General features: G+C 44.0%; 19 protein-coding genes and 1 pseudogene. 13 read left to right on the top strand and 7 right to left on the bottom strand.

Features of this window, described 5'->3' with window-relative positions:
- Nucleotides 1-19 precede the first annotated feature (19 nt).
- The 7 genes from AB8613_RS19080 to AB8613_RS19050 all read left to right on the top strand — a co-directional run bounded on the left by AB8613_RS19080 (nucleotide 20) and on the right by AB8613_RS19050 (nucleotide 7925).
- Nucleotides 20-1483: a fructuronate reductase gene (locus AB8613_RS19080; RefSeq protein WP_372385602.1), complete on the top strand. Its 1464-nt coding sequence runs from the start codon at nucleotides 20-22 to the stop codon at nucleotides 1481-1483.
- Between the two features lie 12 nt (nucleotides 1484-1495).
- Entirely contained in the window at nucleotides 1496-2908 is a 1413-nt protein-coding gene (gene uxaC, locus AB8613_RS19075; RefSeq protein WP_372385601.1) for a glucuronate isomerase, read from the top strand.
- 3 nt (nucleotides 2909-2911) lie between these two features.
- Complete coding sequence (locus AB8613_RS19070) at nucleotides 2912-3889, top strand: sugar kinase (protein WP_372385599.1); 978 nt, start codon at nucleotides 2912-2914, stop codon at nucleotides 3887-3889.
- Nucleotides 3890-3898: 9 nt separating this feature from the next.
- Nucleotides 3899-4525, top strand: coding sequence for a bifunctional 4-hydroxy-2-oxoglutarate aldolase/2-dehydro-3-deoxy-phosphogluconate aldolase (locus AB8613_RS19065; RefSeq protein WP_372385598.1), 627 nt, complete (start codon nucleotides 3899-3901; stop codon nucleotides 4523-4525).
- A gap of 130 nt (nucleotides 4526-4655) precedes the next feature.
- The gene (locus AB8613_RS19060) at nucleotides 4656-5159 is read left to right on the top strand and encodes a YgjV family protein (RefSeq protein WP_372385596.1); all 504 of its coding nucleotides are present in this window, start codon (nucleotides 4656-4658) and stop codon (nucleotides 5157-5159) included.
- Nucleotides 5160-5431: 272 nt separating this feature from the next.
- Nucleotides 5432-7480 carry a glycoside hydrolase family 3 N-terminal domain-containing protein gene (locus AB8613_RS19055; protein ID WP_372385595.1) on the top strand — a complete coding sequence of 683 codons (2049 nt, stop codon included), beginning with the start codon at nucleotides 5432-5434 and terminating at the stop codon, nucleotides 7478-7480.
- Between the two features lie 64 nt (nucleotides 7481-7544).
- A complete protein-coding gene (locus AB8613_RS19050; RefSeq protein ID WP_017057786.1) occupies nucleotides 7545-7925 on the top strand; it encodes a hypothetical protein in 381 nt (126 codons plus the stop codon).
- A 101-nt stretch (nucleotides 7926-8026) separates the two neighbouring features.
- Here the strand turns inward: AB8613_RS19050 and AB8613_RS19045 are convergent, their stop codons facing one another.
- Both AB8613_RS19045 and AB8613_RS19040 read right to left on the bottom strand, forming a co-directional pair.
- Nucleotides 8027-9481 (bottom strand): glutathione synthase, encoded by a 1455-nt coding sequence (locus AB8613_RS19045; protein ID WP_372385594.1) that lies wholly within the window; start codon nucleotides 9479-9481, stop codon nucleotides 8027-8029.
- Nucleotides 9482-9598: 117 nt separating this feature from the next.
- Nucleotides 9599-10546 (bottom strand): LysR family transcriptional regulator, encoded by a 948-nt coding sequence (locus AB8613_RS19040; RefSeq protein WP_017061092.1) that lies wholly within the window; start codon nucleotides 10544-10546, stop codon nucleotides 9599-9601.
- 127 nt (nucleotides 10547-10673) lie between these two features.
- Here AB8613_RS19040 and add point away from each other — a divergent pair, with 127 nt between their 5' ends.
- Together add and AB8613_RS19030 are read left to right on the top strand one after the other, a co-directional pair.
- Nucleotides 10674-11672 carry an adenosine deaminase gene (add, locus tag AB8613_RS19035; protein WP_146491114.1) on the top strand — a complete coding sequence of 333 codons (999 nt, stop codon included), beginning with the start codon at nucleotides 10674-10676 and terminating at the stop codon, nucleotides 11670-11672.
- A 167-nt stretch (nucleotides 11673-11839) separates the two neighbouring features.
- Nucleotides 11840-12424, top strand: a complete 585-nt coding sequence (locus AB8613_RS19030) for a sugar O-acetyltransferase (RefSeq protein WP_372385591.1) — start codon at nucleotides 11840-11842, stop codon at nucleotides 12422-12424.
- A 276-nt stretch (nucleotides 12425-12700) separates the two neighbouring features.
- Here AB8613_RS19030 and AB8613_RS19025 read toward each other — a convergent pair whose 3' ends face one another.
- The 3 genes and pseudogenes from AB8613_RS19025 to AB8613_RS19015 all read right to left on the bottom strand — a co-directional run.
- A complete protein-coding gene (locus AB8613_RS19025; RefSeq protein WP_372385589.1) occupies nucleotides 12701-13378 on the bottom strand; it encodes a hypothetical protein in 678 nt (225 codons plus the stop codon).
- 37 nt (nucleotides 13379-13415) lie between these two features.
- Complete coding sequence (locus AB8613_RS19020; protein WP_146491117.1) at nucleotides 13416-14039, bottom strand: HAD family phosphatase; 624 nt, start codon at nucleotides 14037-14039, stop codon at nucleotides 13416-13418.
- A gap of 223 nt (nucleotides 14040-14262) precedes the next feature.
- Nucleotides 14263-14443, bottom strand: a pseudogene (locus tag AB8613_RS19015) (helix-turn-helix domain-containing protein); the annotation flags it as partial.
- A 330-nt stretch (nucleotides 14444-14773) separates the two neighbouring features.
- On the opposite strand from AB8613_RS19015, the gene AB8613_RS19010 reads away from it, so the two are divergent.
- Nucleotides 14774-15481 carry a GntR family transcriptional regulator gene (locus AB8613_RS19010; RefSeq protein ID WP_146491119.1) on the top strand — a complete coding sequence of 236 codons (708 nt, stop codon included), beginning with the start codon at nucleotides 14774-14776 and terminating at the stop codon, nucleotides 15479-15481.
- 120 nt (nucleotides 15482-15601) lie between these two features.
- Here the strand turns inward: AB8613_RS19010 and AB8613_RS19005 are convergent, their stop codons facing one another.
- A complete protein-coding gene (locus tag AB8613_RS19005; protein ID WP_372385588.1) occupies nucleotides 15602-16696 on the bottom strand; it encodes a carbohydrate porin in 1095 nt (364 codons plus the stop codon).
- Nucleotides 16697-17462: 766 nt separating this feature from the next.
- Nucleotides 17463-18662, bottom strand: a complete 1200-nt coding sequence (locus AB8613_RS19000) for an enolase C-terminal domain-like protein (RefSeq protein WP_004732372.1) — start codon at nucleotides 18660-18662, stop codon at nucleotides 17463-17465.
- 260 nt (nucleotides 18663-18922) lie between these two features.
- Here AB8613_RS19000 and AB8613_RS18995 point away from each other — a divergent pair, with 260 nt between their 5' ends.
- The 3 genes from AB8613_RS18995 (at nucleotide 18923) to AB8613_RS18985 (ending at nucleotide 22064) form a co-directional block, all read left to right on the top strand.
- Nucleotides 18923-20356 carry a PTS transporter subunit EIIC gene (locus tag AB8613_RS18995; RefSeq protein ID WP_372385587.1) on the top strand — a complete coding sequence of 478 codons (1434 nt, stop codon included), beginning with the start codon at nucleotides 18923-18925 and terminating at the stop codon, nucleotides 20354-20356.
- A 106-nt stretch (nucleotides 20357-20462) separates the two neighbouring features.
- Complete coding sequence (locus AB8613_RS18990; protein WP_372385585.1) at nucleotides 20463-21419, top strand: sugar kinase; 957 nt, start codon at nucleotides 20463-20465, stop codon at nucleotides 21417-21419.
- Nucleotides 21420-21434: 15 nt separating this feature from the next.
- A complete protein-coding gene (locus AB8613_RS18985; RefSeq protein WP_372385584.1) occupies nucleotides 21435-22064 on the top strand; it encodes a bifunctional 4-hydroxy-2-oxoglutarate aldolase/2-dehydro-3-deoxy-phosphogluconate aldolase in 630 nt (209 codons plus the stop codon).
- Nucleotides 22065-22144 lie beyond the last annotated feature (80 nt).

Genomic DNA, 22144 nt, shown 5'->3' with positions numbered 1-22144 from the left:
CGGGAAAAGGAACTGAATAATGAAGACTGTTGCTAACTCTACGCTGCCAAACACTGTATTACGACCTGACTACGACCGTTCAGCACTCCAAAGCCGTATTGTGCACCTAGGTTTTGGTGCATTTCACCGAGCTCACCAAGCGCTATTCACCAATGAAATGCTCAGCAAAACCAACACTGATTGGGGCATTTGTGAGATAAACCTATTCGGCGGCGAAGACCTAATTAAATCACTTCGCGCGCAAGACCACCTTTACACCGTAGCTGAAAAAGGCGCTGAATCCACAGACGTTAAAGTGATCGGCTCAGTGACAGAATCTCTTCACCCAAGCCTAGACGGCATCGAAACCGTATTAGAAAAAATGGCAGAGCCTCAAGTCGCTATCGTGTCTATGACCATCACAGAAAAAGGCTACTGCGCTGACCCTACGACCGGAAAACTCGACAAAAATAACCCATTAGTCATCGCAGACCTAGCTAACCCAACTCAACCAAAATCTGCGCTTGGCTATATTGTCCAAGCCCTAAAAATTCGCCGCGAACGTGGCTTAACACCATTCACGGTGATGTCTTGCGACAACGTGCAAGAGAACGGTCATGTAGCAAAAGCAGCGATCATTGAGTTTGCTCAACTGCTTGACCCAGAATTACGTGATTGGATTGAAACCAATGTCACCTTCCCATGCACCATGGTTGACCGCATCGTACCTGCAGCAACCGAAGAGACACTGACAGAAATTGCAGAACTGCTTGGTTGTGAAGATCCATGTGGCATCGCCTGTGAACCATTCCGCCAATGGGTGATTGAAGATAACTTTGTGGCAGGCCGCCCAGACTGGAATGTTGCTGGCGCAGAGTTCGTAGAAGATGTGGTGCCTTACGAAGAGATGAAACTGCGTATGCTCAATGGCAGTCACTCTTTCCTTGCTTACCTTGGATACCTTGGTGGTTACGACCATATTTCCGACACCATGACAGATGCAGGCTACCGCAAAGCCGCTTTTGACATGATGATGAAATCCCAAGCACCTTCACTAACGATGCCTGAAGGGACTGATTTGGAAGGTTACGCAACCTTGCTGATCAACCGCTTCACCAACCCAAGTTTGAAACATAAGACATGGCAGATTGCGATGGATGGTAGTCAGAAGATCCCTCAGCGTATGGGTGGCAGCTTGCGATTCCATTTAGAGCAAGGATCAGATTTCTCGTGGCTTGCAACCGCCATTGCTGGCTGGATGCGTTATGTATCGGGTGTTGATGAGCAAGGCAATGAGATCGATGTCCGCGATCCAATGGCAGACACACTTCGCCAGATCTGTGACGAGCATGGACTCAATGTATCTGTGGTTCCGGCGTTGCTTGCGGTTGAAGCAATTTTCCCTGCCGAGCTAGGTCAAAACCCACAGGTCATTGATGCAGTAAGTTCAGCGTACCAATCATTAATTGAACACGGTGCCGTTGCTACCGTGGCTGCGTTATAAGGAGAACAAACAATGAAGAGTTTCTTATGTGAAGACTTTTTACTGTCGAATGAGACAGCGCGCCGCTTGTACCACGAACACGCAAGCCACCAGCCGATTTATGACTATCACTGCCACCTAAACCCGGCAGAAGTGGCTCAAGATCGTCAGTTCGAAAACATGTCTAAGATTTGGCTTGAGGGTGACCACTACAAATGGCGTGGCATGCGTTCAGCAGGGATCGACGAACGCCTGATTACTGGAGGCGCAAGTGATTATCACAAGTTTATGGCATGGGCAAAAACCGTCCCTCAAACCTTAGGTAATCCTCTTTACCACTGGACTCACTTAGAACTTCGTCGCCCATTTGGTATTACTGGCACTCTATTGAGCCCAGAAACAGCTGACCAAATTTGGCACGAAGGCAACGAGCTATTAGCGACACCGGAATTTAGTGCTCGCGGCATCATGCAGCAAATGAATGTTGTGATGGCCGGCACGACGGATGACCCTATCGACTCTCTTGAACACCATAAAGCGATCGCTCAAGACAGTTCATTTGATGTGAAAGTTCTACCGAGCTGGCGCCCAGATAAGGCATTCAAAATTGAACTTGATGGCTTTGCGGATTACCTGCAAAAGTTAAGCATGGTTGCTGATATTGAGATCACACACTTCCATCATCTATTGAGTGCTTTAGACAGCCGCCTAGCGCATTTCAACGATCATGGTTGCCGTGCAGCAGACCATGGTATCGAAGTGGTTCGCTACGCACCTGTTCGATCAGAATCGGATTTGGATGCTCTGTTAACTCGACGCCTCAACGGCGAAACGCTCACCGATTTAGAATGTGCACAGTTCTCAACAGCCGTTCAAGTGTGGTTAGGCAAGCGCTACGCCGCAATGGGTTGGGTAATGCAGCTTCACATTGGTGCTCAACGCAATAACAACACGCGTATGTTCCAACTGTTAGGCGCAGATGCAGGGTTTGATTCGATCAGCGACAAGACGTTTGCCTTCGAATTGGCTCACCTATTAGACGAGATGGATCAAAGCAACGAGCTGCCTCGCACCATCCTTTACTGCTTAAACCCTCGCGATAACGAGATGATGGCAACCATGATTGGTAACTTCCAAGGTGGCGGCATCGCGGGCAAAGTCCAGTTCGGTTCTGGTTGGTGGTTCAACGATCAGAAAGACGGCATGCAACGTCAAATGGAGCAGTTATCTCAACTTGGCCTGCTCAGCCAGTTTGTCGGCATGCTGACCGATTCTCGCAGCTTCCTGTCTTACACTCGTCACGAATATTTCCGCCGTATCTTATGTGACATGGTTGGCCGCTGGGCTGAAAATGGTGAAGTACCAAATGATATGTCACTGCTTGGTCCAATGATTGAAGACATCTGTTTTGGTAATGCTAAGCGTTACTTTGAAGAGAGGGCATAACTGATGAAACATATCGCCATTATTGGTGAATGTATGATTGAGCTGAACGGAAAACCATTTGGCTCAATGCATCAAACATTCGGTGGTGACACACTGAATGCCGCGATTTATCTAAGTCGTGGCTGTGAAGCCAATGTAAACCTTGGGGACGTTAAAGTCTCTTATGTCACTGCTCTTGGTACCGACCCCATTAGTAAAGGTATGCTGTCTCGCTGGCAAGATGAGGGCGTTGCGACGGATTTAGTACTCCTTGATGAAACTCGCACACCCGGCTTATACCTAATCCAACTTGATGACCAAGGTGAGCGTACATTCTTATACTGGCGCAACCAATCTGCAGCGCGATACCTGCTTCAACATCCAAGTTTCGCACAGATCAAGCAAGCATTAACTCAAGTAGACGTGGTTTTCTTAAGTGGCATTACCTTAGCTATTTTACCGGAAGAAGATCGTATCTCGTTGCTCAATCTGTTGGTCGAACTCAAAACACAAGGGGTTGAAGTCGCTTTTGATAGTAACTTCCGCCCAGCGCTATGGCCACAAGACGACAATCAGACCGTAAAAAACATTTACCAAGCCATGTATCAACTCACTGATGTTGCACTGGTAACGTTTGATGATGAACAGCTGATTTGGGGTGACAGCTCCCCAGAACAAACGATAAACCGCCTGAAGACATTAGGCGTAAACAAGTGCATCATAAAATTAGGCGCTGATGGCTGCCTAGTTCAAGATTCCACGAATCAGGGTTCAGGTACGGTTTTGGCTCCACAACCCGTGCCAACCCAACCTGTCGCACAAGTGGTGGACACCACCTCCGCAGGCGATTCATTTAATGGTGGCTTCTTATCGGCATACCTTGTAGGCGCAGATTTAGCGACCGCATGCCAAAGAGGCAACGCAATGGCTGGCGCGGTGATTCAACATCGTGGCGCTATCATTCCAAAAGCATTCACAAAACCGGCGCTTGGCGTCGCTTAAGGACCACACATGTCTAGTATTAAAGAACAACTAAAAGCACTGAAAGTCATTCCTGTTATCGCTATCGACAAGGCAGAAGACATCATCCCTCTAGGTAAAGTTTTAGCCGAAAATGGCCTACCAGCGGCAGAAATCACTTTCCGTTCTGAAGCGGCTGTCGAAGCAATTCGTCTACTTCGTGAATCGCAACCAAACATGTTGATCGGCGCTGGCACTGTGCTCAATCGTGAGCAGGCGATCGCCGCTAAAGAAGCAGGCGCAACGTTTGTAGTCTCTCCTGGCTTTAACCCAAATACGGTAAGAGCCTGCCAAGAGATTGGTATTGATATCATTCCTGGGGTCAACAACCCGAGTACAGTAGAAGCCGCTCTAGAAATGGGCTTAACCACATTGAAGTTCTTCCCAGCTGAAGCATCAGGTGGCATCAACATGGTTAAGTCACTTCTTGCGCCTTACACGGATATTGAGATCATGCCGACAGGTGGCATTAACCCAAACAACATCAAAGACTACCTAGCGATACCTCGAGTGCTCGCATGTGGTGGTACTTGGATGGTGGATAAGAAGCTAATTGAAGAAGGTAATTGGGAACAGCTGGCTAATTTAACTCGTGAAGCCGTTAAGTTAGTCAATTAAACCTAATGCAATAGCACCTTTAACGTTATATCTAGCCCTCCTTTTGGAGGGTTATTTTATGGTTGAGCATTATTCTCTTAAAGTTAATTATTTAATCGTGCTCGATAGCATCTAAAAATAAAGGCTAAATATGGAAAAATGGATAACACAAGGAGTTGGCGGCCTGGCTTTTTGTATCGGTGTAATGGCCTTTTGGCAAAAAGATGATATGCGTTTTCGCTGCCAGATGATGATCTTTTGTTTTGTTATGAGTATCCATTTCATATTAATAGGTGCCATAGTGGCTGCTATAGGCGTAATTATTAATGCTATTCGCAGTTACGTATCGATAAAAACTCAATCGCGCAAAGTGATGTGGTTCTTTATTGGCTTGATGTGGTGCATGACTTTGCCCAACATGAACCATTTCTTTGAGTTTATTACGGTTGTTGGTTCGTCCGTTGCGACATGGGCACTCTTTTCAAGACAAGGCATCGCCTTGAGATCATTAATCTTATTCAATTCCTTCTGTTGGGCTAGCCATAACATTTGGATTGGTTCAATTGGAGGCTCCTTTGTCGAAATCACCTTTATAGTCACCAACATAGTCACTATCTATCGTTTACATCAGCGCAGATTGTTAACTATAAAATAGGCAATAAATTTTTTATTCTAGATTTAAAATATGGAAGTAATACACCACTAATTAAATGGGGAATTAATTGGATATCAAAAAATCAAATCTAATTAAGTTTACGTTATTTAAACGTCGTCAATATATTTCCAGTACTAAATTGAATTAAATCACCAATTAAATTTATATGGTGATCCAAATCTTTAGTTTGCTTTATTTTGGTTAACCAATAATCCGTTAATTATTAAAATTGGTCATGTACTTATTATTATACTAACAATAGGATCGTGACCATGAAGCGTCTTACCCTGACACCTATAGCAATCGCGTTGCTTCTTGCAGGATGCAACTCATCTGATAGCGACAATAACCTCCAGCAACCCCAAGTTCACTCTCGTGTTCATGATGTATTGAACGTTGAGGGTTACCAATTCCGAGATTCTAACGGCAATGGAAAACTGGAACCCTTTGAAGACTGGCGATTATCTCCAGAAGAACGAGCAGCAGACTTGGTTAGCCGAATGACGCTAGATGAGAAAGCCGGCATGATGCTCATTGACACCTTAAACTCAGCCGAGGGTGGACTTGTTAGCAGTGCCGGGCAAGACATGATTGCCGATGCCCAAATGACGCGCTTTATCTTCCGTAACAGCGTAGTTGAAAACCCAACTAACACACCTGATTGTGATACTGGCCGTTCAGGCTGTCAGATAACCCCAACAGAAGCTGCCCAGTTCATGAATAGTGTTCAAGAACTGCGTGAACAAACGCGAATGGGTATCCCCGCTCTATTCAAATCCAATGCTCGTAACCACATAGATCCATCAGCTAAAGCTGGGATCAACGTTTCTTCAGGTGCCTTTTCTGCTTGGCCTAAAGAGGCAGGTTTAGCAGCCACTCGTGACATGGATTTGATCACTGAATTTGCTGGCATCATGAATGACGAATGGTCTTCAATCGGCCTGCGCAGTATGTACGGATACATGATGGATTTGGCGACAGAACCTCGCTGGTATCGAGTGCATGAGACCTTTACCGAAGATGCAGATTTAGCGTCTGACATTATGCGCTCACTGATCAAAGGGTTGCAGGATGGCGGTGAGGTCAACGAAGACAGTATCGCGCTAACCATCAAACACTTCCCTGGCGGCGGTCCACAAGAAAACGGCGGTGACCCACACTATGACTTCGGTAAGAACCAAGTCTATCCAAAGAACAATTTTGATTATCACCTAAAACCGTTTATTGCCGCAATTGAGGCTGGCGCTTCTTCAATCATGCCTTACTACGGCATCCCTGTAGATCAAAAGTGGATGCCAAATGATGTGGGCATGTCCTTTTCAAAAGGCATTGTCACCGATTTGCTCAGAGACGAATTAGGCTACACAGGTAACGTGAACTCAGATACCGGCATTATTGGCGATCGAGCATGGGGTGTGGAACACAAAACGATTGATGAACAGGTTGCAATGGCGGTCGAAGCAGGCGTTGATGTGCTTTCAGGTTTCCATGATAAAGAAGTCATCGTGAAACTGGTCGAAAAGGATCTGCTCACCGAAGAGCGTGTCGACCTATCCGTAACGCGCTTACTTGAAGAACAATTCAAGCTTGGCCTTTTCGAAAACACTTACGTTGATGAGAAAAAAGCCCAAGAGATTTTAGGCAACGAGAAGTACCAAGAACGCGCTGATTACGCACAGAAAAAATCTGTCGTCTTACTTCAAAATACCAATAAGACTTTACCTTTAGCTGAATCAACCGCACAAGCTCCTGTTGCTCTGTATGTCATGGGAATGGACGAAAACATTGCAGGAGACGACAAGTACAACTTTACCGTGACTTCTGGTGATTACGAAACGGGAGAAACACGTCCACCAGTTCCAGCCGATACGGACTATGCGGTTATTCGTGTTCGCGTATCTAACGAAGGTTCAGATCCTGATCTTATCTTTGGTGGTGCAAACCCAGATGAACTCGATATTCTTGCGTTCAGCGAAATGGCTACTGCCGCCTCTTGGCATATCGAACCAAGCCTAAGCGACATTAAAGCCGTCATGAACGAAGTGGGCGCTGACAAAACGGTATTGTCCATCAACTTTAGACAACCATTCGTATTAGACGATCAAAGTAATCTTAAGCAAGCAGGGGCCGTGATAGCGACATTTGGTGTATCAGATAGCAACCTCATGGAAGTGCTTTCAGGTAACTTTGCACCTCAAGGAAAGCTGCCATTTGCTTTAGCAAACAGTGCCCAAGCCATTCAAAACCAAGACTCAGACTATCCTGGGTATAATCAAGCCGACACCCTTTACCCGTTCGGACATGGTTTAAGTTACGAATAATATTTGAGCTAATTCAGGCAGTGTTGAGCACTGCCTTTCCTTCTTAGATACCAAGGACAAAGTCATGGAACATATCTTACAACTGGGTTGGGATGATCATGCTATTCCACATAAAATCTGGATAGAACAATACTACGATGGGTGTCGTATCTGCTTAAAAGTCGTAAAAGACGTTGAGCCAGAAATGCTCTCATTGATTGTTCCAAATATTGATGTGCAAACCACTCATAAAGCGTGGCAAGGTAAAGCGACGAACATTACACCGGCCTATGACGACGGCGTGTTGTTCACGCAAACTCGCTCGCTATTCAATTTACCTCACGGCTGCGTGATCTGGGCGGTAACACATATCCAGATGCAAAACGGCTTAAAGATGTCGGCAGACAAACTGTGCTTCGTACCAAAATACAGCAATCAAGATTCTTGTTTTAAGGTTCCGGCATAACGCGACTAAGCACTCGTTCAAACCACAAAATCGCGACCAACAAAAAGGCCAACGTTCACATGCTGGCCTTTGTTTTATCTGCTATCTGTCAGAATCAGGAGTTAATTAATCAACACCAGCGAATCGAGAATGCCTTTGCCACTGTGGATTCCACCTTCATTTTCACTAGCGGGTTTGCTGCGGATTAAATAGCCCGCGTAGCCGTCTAGCTCTGTTACTGGCTCACCTTTGTAGTAAGCGGTGAACAAACCCACTTCGCTGACTAAGTCTGTCACGAGCGTTTGTTGGGTATCACGCACTGCAATGGTCGGCACGTCTCGCTCATGTGGGTACAAGCGCTGCATCAGAGCCCAAGCGTCGTATTCTTCCGGTTTAAGCTGGTTCAATTGTTCACTGATGTCATCACCAAATACGCAGTGACCGCCGCCCTCACCTTGGTTTTTCAACACCCACTCTTGCTTATTAGCTTGCGTGTTAAACCACTCTATTGATTCACTGGTGATTGGCTTCATATCGGCTAATACACTCTTGGCCAATTCGGCTTCTTCTAACGTTAAACTCCAGCGTGTGTATTCTGTTGCTGGCATCATGGTCAGCAGCATTTGCATGGTTTTACTGGTCGCTAACTGTTGGCTGATGGTCGCGTTCATTGCGACATGGTGTTGTTCCATAAACAAGCGAGTCTGACTTAGTGTGTGGCAACAAATCGATTCGTTGAGTTCTGGAGCCCAGTAATCTGAATACTGATAGCCAGCTCTTAGATAAACCACATCGACCGCACCAACATCTTGCAGCAACAAACGTTGGTTATCTCCTGTTGAAAGCTGACAGCTCAATTGTTCAAAGGTACGACGAACCGTGCGAATGCCCTGTTTTTGCAGCTCAACTTCAAGCAAATGTTGGTCATATACATTGTCTTCGTTCTTCTGAACCACCATCAAGAAAACTGGTTTATCTTGCTCATCGAAATCGGTTTTCACTTGCCTTGCAGCATTAGCGATACCATAAGCCAACTGCGTTAAGCCTTGGTTTTCAGCTGGTGTTGCTGACAATTCTTCCAACCAATGGTTATAAACGTTTGGCCATTGGTTTTGCATGAATGAGTGAAACTCTGTAGCGCGTTGACCAAAAGGCGCCATTCCTGCCGCAATGCCATTAAACTCAATCACTTTTGCACCGTGTTGGCGATCGTCCATAAAATCAGTACGCATCAACAACAAAGGTTGTCGCGCTGGATTCAAGCGCTCATCCTCACTGCCGTGTGCTTGTCGGTGCAACTCCATCAAGCGACCAAAAAACGGGTCGGCTTTCGCCATATCGCTCAATGATGACTGTAAAAAGTCGTGGTCTTCAGAAACATTATTGATGAGCTTGGTGATCAGCGGCGTCACCTTCAACAGGTGTTCAAAAACCTCACGCTCAATACTCATTGGAGCAAGGCTAAAAGGGCAATGTCTCGCGGCATTGTCAGACTGACGAAAAGCGACACCGTGCATAATGGCCCACTCACAAGCCTCTTCAATTACTTGCTGCGGAATCAATGGCATTGAATTCATTTAGATATCTCATTCTTGGCGGGCATTTAGCACCCGTAGTAAGACGATGCTCATTCTAAAAAGACGAAATAAATTTCAAAAAGTTATTTCGCCGCTTTGATCATCGTAGCTTGAAGTTTACAGCTGAGGTTCTTGAGTCTTATTAACAATGAGGTCGCGAAGCCATTTGTGGCTTGGTTCAGAGTCAAAGTAACGATGCCAAAGCAAAAACAAACCACCGGGAACCAACTCAATGGGAATCGGCTTCATCACCAGCTCGCCACTCTCAATATAGTCACGAACCGAGTTGTACGGATAACACATCAGCAAATCGCTTTGCTTACAAAGCTTTACTGCACTGGTGATGTCCGACACGTTGGCGGCTTTGTTAATTTGAAGCTGTTTGGCTTGTAAGATTTCCAGTAGCAACCAGTCGCCAACGCCACCGGTCACTAACTGAATATGACGGTATTTAAGGAAGGCTTGCAGATTCCACTCTTCTTGAAGCACTGGGTGATCATTGCGCATCAAACACACAGAGTAATCTTGCAGCAATTCGACATGGTTCAGCTCGGCAGGAATGTTTTGAATGTGGGTACTCGCCCTTTCATCGAGCTCAAAAATTCCAATCCCAAAATCGACCTCACGCTTTAGTAAGCGCTTAAAAGTTTCGCTGCTCCAAGTAGTGCTGTTTACCGTAATGTTCGGCGCATCTGCCAGCGCGTTAGGCATAAATTTAGGGTAAATCGCGGTATAAGCGGTTTCAACAAGATCGATATTAAAAGTGCGTTCGCTATCTTTCGGTTCAAAGATGTCCGGCACGGTTAGCTGTTCAACTTGCAGAAGGATCTGATGAATCTTAGGCGCTAAAGAGGTGGCTTTCGGGGTTGGAAACAGACCTTTTGACTCGCGTTCAAACAAAGGGTCATCAAACAAAGAGCGTAGCTTGGTGAGTTGCTTACTCACCGCAGACTGACTAAGGAACAATCGCTCTGCCGTTTTGCTCACACTGCGCTCTTCAAGCAACACGTGTAAACACAGCAGTAAATTCATATCACATTTGAGTAAGCTCTTAACATCTACCATGATATTCCTTAGATTCAGATTAATGATGACTTTATGTCACTTTAAATCATATCACAAACTTGTTAATTTAAGCCCATGTAACCTATGAGTTAATAACTCAAAAAAATAATAGACCTAAGGAATACTCATGAATTTTCTAGCACTCCCTAAGATTGATTTGCACTGCCACCTAGACGGAAGTGTTCGTCCAGACACCATTATTGATCTGGCGAAACAGTACGGAATCGAACTGCCTGAAGATCGCGATGCGGTTGTTCAATCTCTAACGGTGCCAGAAGATTGCAAAAACTTAGATGAGTACCTGGCTTGTTTCAGCTTGCCACTGCAAGTGATGCAGACTGAAGAAGCGATTGAACGTATCTCTTTCGAGCTTTACGAAGACGCTGCACTAGAAAACGTTAAGTACCTAGAAGTTCGCTTTGCACCAATCCTGCACGTAAATAAAGGTCTGTCTCTTGATACGATCATTGCAAGCGCAGTTAAAGGCATGAAGCGTGCTGAAGAGAAATACGACATCAAGGGCAACTACATCATGTCTGTACTTCGTATGTTCCCTAAAGATTCTATCAAAAACGTAATCGACGCAGGCCAACCTTACCTAGGTAAAGGCGTGGTTGCATTTGATATCGCTGGTGGCGAAAAGCCAGGTTTCTGCGCTGAATTCCCTGAATACACGCAATACGCTCTTGAAAAAGGCTACCGCATTACCGTGCACGCTGGTGAGCAATGGCATGGTCAAAACGTTTACGATGCAGTAACTATGTTGGATGCTGAGCGTATCGGCCACGGTGTTCACATCCAAGGTAACGAAGACGCGTACAACATCGTTAAAGAGAAGCAAGTTGCACTTGAGACTTGCCCAACAAGTAACGTTCAAACTAAATGTATTCACAAATTCAGCGACCACCCAATTGCTGAATTCAAGAAAGACGGCATCGTTGTAACGATCAACACAGATAACCGCACTGTGTCGAACACAACCATGACTAACGAAGTGAAGCGTGTGTGTGAAACATTCAGCTTAACAAAAGAAGATTACGTAGAAATCTACAAGTACTCTGTAGAAAGTGCGTTTGCTTCAGACGAAGTGAAACAACACCTAATGGGTTTCGTTGAGCAAATCTAATTTGGCAAAGCGCGCCTTTTACTGAATAGCTGGGCTCACTTAGCATTAGTGCTTAAAGCACAAAATAGGAAGAGAAAGGCTGAGGCTTTTCTCTTTTTTTATGTCCAAAAATCGCTAATCTTGCAGTATTCGTCATTTAGACCGAGACACTCGGAAAGTGGGCAAGCATGAATAATACAAACGATAAAACTGAACTAGAAAAGATGCTATCTGGGCAAGTGTATGATGGTGCAGACCAAGAAATTGATACCATGCGTTCCAATGCCAGAAAATCGCTAATAGCTTTCAACAACCATCAAGACCCAGACCAGCAACACACATTGCAAGAGCAGTTATTTGGGAAAGTCGGCAGTAGCAGTTTAATCCAGCCCCCTTTTCATTGTGAGTTTGGTAAAACCATCGAGATTGGCGAAGATACCTTCATCAATATGAACGTAGTAATGCTAGATGGTGCGAGAATCAAAGTCGGCAACAATGTTTTAATTGGACCAAGCGTCCAATTCTATACGCCATCACACTCCCTTGATTATCGTAGCCGCCGTAAATGGGAAACCTTCTGTTTACCAATAACAATCGAAGATGATGTGTGGGTTGGCGGTAATTCCGTTATCAACCAAGGCGTGACGATTGGCGCTCGTTCGGTTATCGCAGCTAATTCTGTGGTCAACAGCGATGTACCGCCAAACTGCCTATACGGTGGTACACCTGCCAAGTTGATTCGACACTTGAATGCCGAACAAGCCCACGACTAAACAAGCAAGTTGCGTATCCAAACCTAAAAACAAAAAGAGCCATGTTTCAATAACACGGCTCTTAATCTAATAAACAGCGTTGTTCTATCGTACGATTAACTTTCTACACAGTTCATCTCATTAACTGCTCTGAGGCCTGTAATGGGCTCCGATCTAAAGCCTTCTCATACTCGCTTTGTGGTGAACTAAGATAGGTATTTTTCACAAAACCCTTCCACCCTGAAAATAGCGACTCTATCGGCTCATTCGTTATTCCAGATACATCACCGTTACTCTTTATGAGCTTAATAAAAGCCTCCTCCCCCAAGAACGCTCGATAAACTCACCGATCATATAACCGACTTCATAGATTGTTGAACCATCATTAGGGTTGATATATAACTCTTGAACAAGCCCATCAAAACGGGCTTTGATGGCATTCCTGTTATTCATGTGGAACCAATAATCTTCAGATTTATAGATAGCCACCGCTTCCCACAACCAACGAGGGTTATTCGCAAAATTGGGGTTGATTTGAAGTGTCAGTAAGTGCACAAATTCATGCAATGCTGTTCGTTGAATTTCACCACCAAAATAAAGCAGCCTGATTTCATTACTTTTAGGCTCGATGTAGCCTGTAGAAAACGCATATCGCTGTCCAATGCTACGCTCTTGCTCATCTAAGTAGGCCTTTTGGCCTTGCCATACTCTCACTGTTATGACCGGTATTGAGTCTAGGCCGAAGCTCTTCATCAAAGGAGCCTGCTTGAGTAATAGCTCGTTGTGAATACTTGGAATTATCGCAGGTGAAGTTCCATCGTAAAGGACAAACTTGAACTGTCCTTTATCTGATTCATAGCAACCATCACATGCTTGCTCACCGCGAATTTGAAGCACGAAAGCCACGACTAAAACCAGCACCGACATGGTCAAAAACAAGAATGTAACGATAGACTTAGGTGGGTATCTTTTCATTTTCTACATCCTCAAATTTAACTCATTTGCCAAGGTGTCAATCTATTAAATTAACGCCAAGCGCCTGCAAGCTGTTTTCACACTGAACGGCATCAGTAAACTGGATAGCAGCCATACCCACAGATCTCGCACCTTCAACGTTATAAGGCATATCATCGAGGAAGACGGTTTCTGAAGCTTTAAGCCCATAATTAGATAAAAGCGCTTGGTAGATTTCAGGTTGTGGCTTAAGCATACCAAGCTCAGCGGAGACTGCCGCACCATCAAACAACGCCCAAAATTGATAGGTATTTTTTAAGTAATCAACAATCTCGACCACATTGTCGGTAAGCGCATACACACCATACCCAGATCGCTTTACACGCTCGATGAGTTCAACTGAACCGTGCAGTAAAATCTGCGTTTGCTTAACGTAATAAAACAAGCGTTCGCACTCTAACGGGGATAAGTCGAGTTCTTGTTGATAACGAAGCTTGGCCTCACTTTCGGTCAAGAATCCTTTGTTCAAATCCAACCAAATCGTGCTTTGGAAAATAGAACGAGCTCGAGACTCCAAGTCTTCAGTATCACCAAAAGTAAGACGGGCAATTTCCAGAGGTGCCCAACGCACAATGACATTGCCCACATCAAACACCACATTTTTGATTTCATTAGAACTCATACATACTCCCGTGATCGCCATGTTATTGATGGAAAAAAGACACAAAGTGCCACGCATCAAGATTCATAGCGAACGTTTATAAATTAAAAGTCTCGAGTAGAATATACAACCAATAGAGTACAAAAAAGACCATCATTACGACGGCCTTCTCAATATTCACTAACGAGTCAATCATCAACATAAATCAGCTTCAGATGGGAATATGGTCGGTGCTTTATAAGCGTTATACGTTTATGTCATCACCTGCACTCTTTTTGTTCTTTTTCCATTGAAGCGGTGTTATCCGTTCGATCGCTTAAACGCTCGTATAAATTGTGAGGCATCTGCGTATCCCAATTGAAGCGCAATATCTAAGATCGAATAATCTTGCTCTGTCATAACCCGCTAGCGAATTCAAAAGACAAAGCCATCTAAAAGCACTCACCAAGTTAAGAAATGAAAACTTAGCCATGTAGCTCGCGACTCAGAAAGCTCAAACATTCAAAGCACGTCCTATTGGCCGTGCTTTTTATTATCTGTTTGCCTAATACCTCGATCTCCCCCTTATCTAATCGAGAAAGAGAATGAAGTCACACCCCTAGATATAACCCTCGAATTCACCCTCCAAAACACCCTATTTCTCATCATCTAATCAGCCTTCTATGTTAGAATTATCGGCTAGTTCGGAATGCGCTGAGTCTCTGATTTAGTTAACTATAATTTAATCACCATGAGTGCTTTTTTAAGTTTTTAGAATGAAAAAATATGAATTAGTTGTTCAAGATATTGTGAGCAAAATTTGTCAAAACAGTATCAGCCATAAGCTTCCTGCAGAAAGAGAACTGTCTGAAATATATGGATTATCTCGTTTCACGATTCGTAAAGCACTAGCCAAGCTAGAAGCTATTGGCATGGTGAAATCTAAAGTGGGTTCTGGTTACTTCGTCAACACTTCTCTCATTGGCACACCACTGGTGTACAACTCCATTACTGAAAACAGTTTTGAAGAGATCTCTTATAAAAAGCTCCAGCTAAATAAAGCGCTACCTAATAACCATGAACAGCAGATTTTTTCTTTAGACGACAATGACTACATTTGGAAAATTAGACGGCTTCGATTGATTAACAACAAAGTAGTTCAGATAGAAGAAGCCAAGATCCCTGTTAGCGTCTTTCCAGAAATGAATGCCGAGATCATTGAAAGCTCAATCCAAAAACATGCATTGGCGAAAGGCCTTCAGATCGATAGCTATTTAACGACATATCAAGCGATCAATGTGTCTAAAGAAGATGCAGAGTTGCTCGGCTGCAAAAAAAATGCGGCAGCGATGAATATCACCAACCGAGGTTTCTTAGCATCAGGTGAGCTGTTCATCGTCAGCGATATCATTGACATCAACTACCAATGCACCTACCACACGCCTTTTAACAATGAGAGCATGAGCTTCCGAGACAAAAAGTAACAGTTTGATTTGTATTCAGCTACTTTGTCTTCCCACGTTTAATTTCTCTAGTTTCCGTATCTTCCTAAAAACAACAACCCGCACAGTGGCGGGTTGTCAGGAGAATTGAATCAACTGTTATTAGAATTCGTAGTACAAACGTACGCGAGCACCAAAATCATCGTCTTCAGAGAACGCAGATGTATTGGTCGTTTTGTTGTCGACCGTCGTGTAGTAAGTACCAAGAAGAACAGAGAAGTCTTGTACTTCGAGCACATTCTGGAACTCATAAGATGCGTAACCCGTGTTAACCGTCACATCACCTTTCGCCCATGTGGAATCATATTCGTTCGCACCATAGATGTAACCGATACCGAAGTTGTTATAAAGCGCGTTCAAACCCGCGGTTGCATTGGTTTCATCGACAGCATCTAAGTAAGCAAAGTTAGCGTTAACGCTCCAAGAATCATTAGACCAATTACCTGTTAGACCGTAGCCAGTTCGGTCAGAGATATCTTTACCCGAGGTGTCGACAACTGCATCGCTAACTAAGTTAGTTTCCATTGAGGCTGCAACAGTAAAATCACCCATTTTATATGACACAACCGGGCGAACAAGGAAGGCATCTTTGGCGTTGTCGTGGTCTACGTCCACACCATGGTAACTATCAGAGAACAAGTCAGAACGATCGCCGATCATCGTTCCTACTTCAACATACAGATCCCCAAAACTTTGGCTATACATCAACTGACCATCAGAACCACGACCGCGAGCTTCTTTCATCTGGTACACATAAGCGCTGCCACCTGTATAAAGTTCATTTGAGGTATCACCTGAATACTCAAGAAAAACATCGAGGCCGACAGGGAACATATCGTAGGCTTCAAAACGACCCGCTTTGATCGCCCACCCGTCTTTTTTACCGAACTCAAAGTAGGCATCATCGAGTGCGACATTGCCTGTGCTTTCAAATAGAGGCTGCGCTTTAACCCCAACATAATGACCATTACTGGTGTACTTTTCGCCAGCGAACTCAATCAGAACTCGACCATCTTGGTTGAACTCTGCGTCACCGTTATCATTCGACTCTCTATCTTGGTAGTTGAAGTTCAGCTCAACGTTACCACCAACAGAGAAGTTACCTTCTTCTGTATCAACAATGGCAATGCCTGCATGAGCCCCCATTGCAGAAGAAACTAAAACAGCAGCTAAAGACAGTTTGAATGTGCTTTTCATATAAACCCTAATATTATTTTATTGTTATTAGTTGCATAGCAACTTTTTGAATTTCAAGTTGAAATATATGGACAGTATTCGACTCGATTTCTAGGGCATATATTGACTAATTAACTCCTCACTCACAATATTATCCATCTGGAATTGCAGACCTAAATCACTGTTTTATATTTATTAAAATAACCTTTAAATTCAACACTTTAAATGTAAAACGCAAAGTTAAAAACTAAAATAACCTCTATTGCACAACACAGGCGAAATAACAGTAAAACTTGGATGATTTTATAGCAATACGCTCAACCACTTAATTTCAAATCATATTAAACCGTTTTAATAACTATCAGGCTATTTATTTAAATTAATTAAAGGTTAACGAAGCCATATTATAAATATTAACAGTGATAATTAATGTACATCATTACTTTTCCATGAACCGATCAAATCAAACTTAAACTTAAACTTAAACTTAAACTTTTATCGAAAAGAAAACCCTAGTAAGTAGGTAAATTAATGTGCACTTATAATGAAGTATTTTCATGATAGTCAGCTTATTATTACTGAACTATTTAAAGTCAGTTAATTGAAGGCATGTGAGAGGTAATACTAATAGTTTGGATATGAAAATTCTGATTACTTGCTGATTGATTAGCTAGGCCAGAAACAGCAACACATCGGGAACGAAGACTGACAAAGAAGCTAAAACTAACGATAAGTTTCAGACAAAAAAATGGCCGCTATCTGCGGCCATTTTGGTTAACTCAATAAATTATGGAGTGTGAATCGCGCCATCAGGAAGGCGACTTTGAGTCCACTCGTGGGGGCGATACATAACAGGGAACTCCGCTGCAACCTCTCGGTCGATTTCAACACCAATACCTGCGATTTCAGAAGCGTATAAGTAGCCATTAATTGGCTCTGCAGCGTTCGGGAATACCTTGTGCGTATTCTCGTTGTACTCGACATGTTCTTGAATGGCGGCATTGTGTAAATGCACATTCAAATGCGTATTTACCGCTGCGCCAATTGGCGTCATATCTGGTGGGCAATGCCATGCAATACGAACACCAAAGTTCTGACATAGATGACCTAGTTTCAGAGCTGGGGTAATGCCACCAATCTGTGAAACATGACAACGAATGAAATCAATGCGACGGTTGGCAATCAATGATTTCCACTCTTCAGGGTTATTAAATAACTCCCCTAAACCTAATGACACCGAGCTCTGGCTGCGAATGTTATCCAACCATTCCGTTTGATTTGGCGGCAGAATATCTTCAATGAAGTACGGCTTATATTGCTCGACTTCCTTCGCAAATTGTATTGCCTGATTTGGGAAAAGGCGCTCATGCACATCGTGAAGAATATGGAATTGATTACCATATTTCTCTCTCAGCGACTTAAACATCGTTAGAGTATTGTCCATGTACTGATCTTGATCGTAGTACGAACCTTCAGTCGGATTTTGAGTAGTATGTAAATCGGTTGGAACACCGCCATAGAAACCAAGCTGACAACGGATATGCTTGTAGCCTTTGTCTAGGAAAGATTCCACCAGCTCATAAATACCTTCCATCGTATCGCTAGTCGCATGTGTGTATACAGGAATAGCATCACGAGACTTACCACCAAATAATTGATGTAACGGCATGCCTGCCAATTTGGCTTTAATATCCCACAGTGCCATATCAACACCGGAAATTGCATTATTGATAACAGGGCCATTTCGCCAATAAGCGTTGACCATCATCATTTGCCATAAGTCTTCAATATTATTGGCGTTTTTACCAATAAGAATAGGTTTTAAATATTCATCGACCATTGTTTTTACAGCAAGCGGTCTTTGTTGGAATGTCGCACAACCAAACCCAGTCACGCCTTCATTCGTTTCAACTACCACGGTAATGAGATTGTGCCTGTCTGGTTTAGTAATAATACAATGGATATCAGATATAATAGTTTCTTTCACAATTAAATAACCTAAACTTAAGTCAACTCCTATTATCTAACCGCTTTAAAAACCACATTTCAAGCGCTAATTTTGCGTAAAAATAATTGGTACGTTAAGTGATTTTTTTTGATAAACAAAACATACCAATTGGCCAAAAACGGTGAAAAAATAATTTTTCGGATTTTAAGTGTGATTGAGATCTCTTTTTACTGCGTTGGATTTAAATTGGTTGTCGTTATGATTGCTCGAGTTAAATATATTCCAATAACAGGTGTAGTATGCAAATGGTAGAAAAGAGTGATGCCGTTATTAATAACTCGAAGTCATCATCGAAGAAGAAAAATTTCAAAGAAAATATACAGTTATTAATCACTGCACTTGGTGGTGAAGACAATATCGTGAGTATCACGCACTGTATGACAAGGCTGAGATTCAAATTAGCAGACGAGTCTCTGGTAGACGAAGAGGCTATCAAGCAGATCGCTGATGTGAAAGGTGTGGTACTTCAACAAGGCCAAACCCAAGTCATCATCGGTGTTGAGGTCGAGAAGTGGTTCAACGCGTTATCAAACACTCAACAAGCTGACGCTAATCCGGCTGATGAGCTAGAGAAAGGCAAGCTGTTCCAGGGCGTGATGCGCATTGTCGCAGGCATCTTTGGCCCTGTCGTGCCTGCAATTGCTGGCGCTGGTATGTTGATGGGCCTGTTGTCTGGTCTTATTGCGACCAATGTTATCTCTGAAACCTCAGACACAGTTTATTTCTTCCGCTCAATCTCTGTTGCTGTGTTCTTCTTCTTACCTATGTTGGTTTCTTTCTCTGCAGCCAAGGTCTTTAAAGTAAATGAGTACATAGCACTCGCTGTTTCCTCTGCAATGCTAGCACCCAAGCTAGTAGATAAAGCGGCGATGCTAAAAGACGCAGGTGCAGATCCGGAGCTAACGGTTCTTGGCGTAGTTCCGATTGAACTGCTCAACTACGGCGGCGCAATTGTGCCTGCGATTCTAGCAATCTGGTTATTGTCCAAAGTGACTCCGTTAGTTGACCGTCTAGTTCCTTCTTCTGCGAAGCCTGTATTTACACCACTGCTTGCTTTTACGGTAACTTCGACCATCACGCTATCATTTGTTGGCCCTGCTGGTATCTGGCTAAGTAACGGCGCGGGTTGGGTAATGAGTTCACTCCTGGAAATCTCTCCGACGTTAACGGGCTTTGTTTTTGGTCTGACTCGCCCGATTACGATTGTGTTTGGTATTCACCACAGCATGACACCAATCAGCCTGAACAACTTTGCACTGTATGGTAAGGATTTACTTATGCCGATCATGTGCTTGGGTAACATGGCAATTGCAGGCGCGACAATGGCTATCTGGCATAAGCAACGTAAGACAGTTTCTAAAGAGCAATCTTCAATTACGATGGGCTCAAGTGTTACCGCTATCTTAGGCATCACGGAGCCAGCTCTATTTGGTGTACTAACGAAGTACACCAAAGCGATGATGACCGCGAGTTTGGCTGCTGGTGTATTCGGTGCAATCTCGGTAACAATCGATACGCACCTAACAAGCTACATTCTTTCTTCTGTCTTCAGCTTGCCGGCTTATCTTGCAGGCGGTACACAAAACTTTATCCAAGCGATTATGGGTGTGGTTGGTGTGTTTGTACTGTCTTACGTATTAACACTGTTATTCGTAAAGCTAGACAACAAGTAACACTTCCTCCCAACCTAATGGGAAAAGAAGCAACGTGGCGACCTTCCTTGTAGCCACGTTCCATCATTTATACCTAGCAATACCAATCTTTCTGTAAGGGCACATTATGAGCCACATTGCGATTATCGGCGAGTGCATGATTGAACTGAACGGCGCTCCATTCGGTACCATGCAACAAACCTATGGTGGGGATACGCTCAACGCCGCTGTTTATTTGAACCGAAGTGCCACCAGCCATTCCTGTTCGTCAGATGCACCTATGATTCGTACCAGTTATGTCTCAGCTCTAGGCTCAGACGCTATCAGTCAGCAGATGCTTAACCGATGGCAAGATGAAGGACTATCAACCGATTTCGTGCTTATTGACGAGCAGCGTTCACCCGGACTCTATCTCATTCAACTCGACGATGTTGGTGAGCGCACCTTCCTGTACTGGCGCAACGATTCAGCGGCTCGCTACATGGTACAGCACCCCGATTTCGATAAGATAGCCAACCAACTTCGTGATGTTGATATGGTGTTTCTAAGTGGCATTTCCCTCGCGATACTGCCACACAGCGATCAGCTAAAGTTGCTCACTATCATCGAAGGCCTACGTGAACGTGGCGTTACTATCGCCTTTGATAGTAACTATCGACCAAAGTTGTGGAGCTCAGAGACCGCAACTAAAGAATGCTATCTATTGGGCTATAAAACGACCGATATAGCCCTAGTCACGTTCGATGATGAACAACTGTTGTGGAGCGATCAAACGCCACAAGACACTATAAGAAGGCTGCATGCACTCGGTGTCAAAACCGTTGTTGTCAAGCTGGGTGCTGAAGGCTGCTTGATCAGCGAAAAACCCGAAAATGATCCCGTAATAATCACAACGACACCTGTCGAGACTGTGGTTGATAGCACCTCTGCTGGCGACTCTTTTAACGGCGGTTTCTTATCTTGCTATCTCGCTGGAGGTTCTATTGAAGAAGCTTGCCACCAAGGTAATGCATTAGCCAGATTGGTGATTCAACATCATGGCGCAATCATCCCAAAATACATCACCGACACTCTTTCAAACTGATATTAAGAAGCACACATGTCTACAATTAACGAACAGCTAAAAGCACTTAAAGTTATCCCTGTTATCGCCATTGATAACGCAGAGGATATTATCCCTCTAGGCAAAGTCTTGGCTGAGAATGGGCTTCCAGCGGCTGAAATTACGTTCCGTTCAGACGCCGCTGTTGAAGCTATCCGACTTCTACGAGAAGCTCAGCCTAACATGCTGATTGGTGCCGGAACGATTTTGAACCGTGAGCAAGCACTCGCAGCAAAAGAAGCGGGCGCAACGTTTGTGGTATCACCAGGATTAAATCCAAACACAGTTAAAGCATGCCAGGAAATCGGCATCGATATCATTCCAGGTGTGAACAATCCAAGCACCGTTGAAGCGGCACTTGAGATGGGACTAACGACTCTCAAGTTTTTTCCTGCCGAAGCCTCTGGTGGCATCAACATGGTTAAATCACTCGCTGGTCCATACGGCGATATTAGACTCATGCCTACAGGCGGTATCACGCCATCAAACATCGATAGCTACTTAGCAGTACCTCAAGTATTAGCCTGCGGTGGCACATGGATGGTCGACAAGAAACTCGTTGCAAATGGAGAGTGGGACGAAATTGCCCGCCTAACACGCGAGATTGTTGAGCAAGTGAATCGCTAAGTAAACAGCCAAACTGTTCGCAGATTTGGAAATGCGTTACATACAAAAAGAGCGAGAGGTTAGCCTCTCGCTCTTTTTTT

The sequence above is a fragment of the Vibrio sp. BS-M-Sm-2 genome (assembly GCF_041504345.1).
In the GTDB taxonomy this organism is placed as follows: Bacteria; Pseudomonadota; Gammaproteobacteria; order Enterobacterales; family Vibrionaceae; genus Vibrio; species Vibrio satsumensis.
Note: the sequence above shows the minus strand (reverse complement) of the source record. Positions and strands in the feature narration are given on the sequence as shown.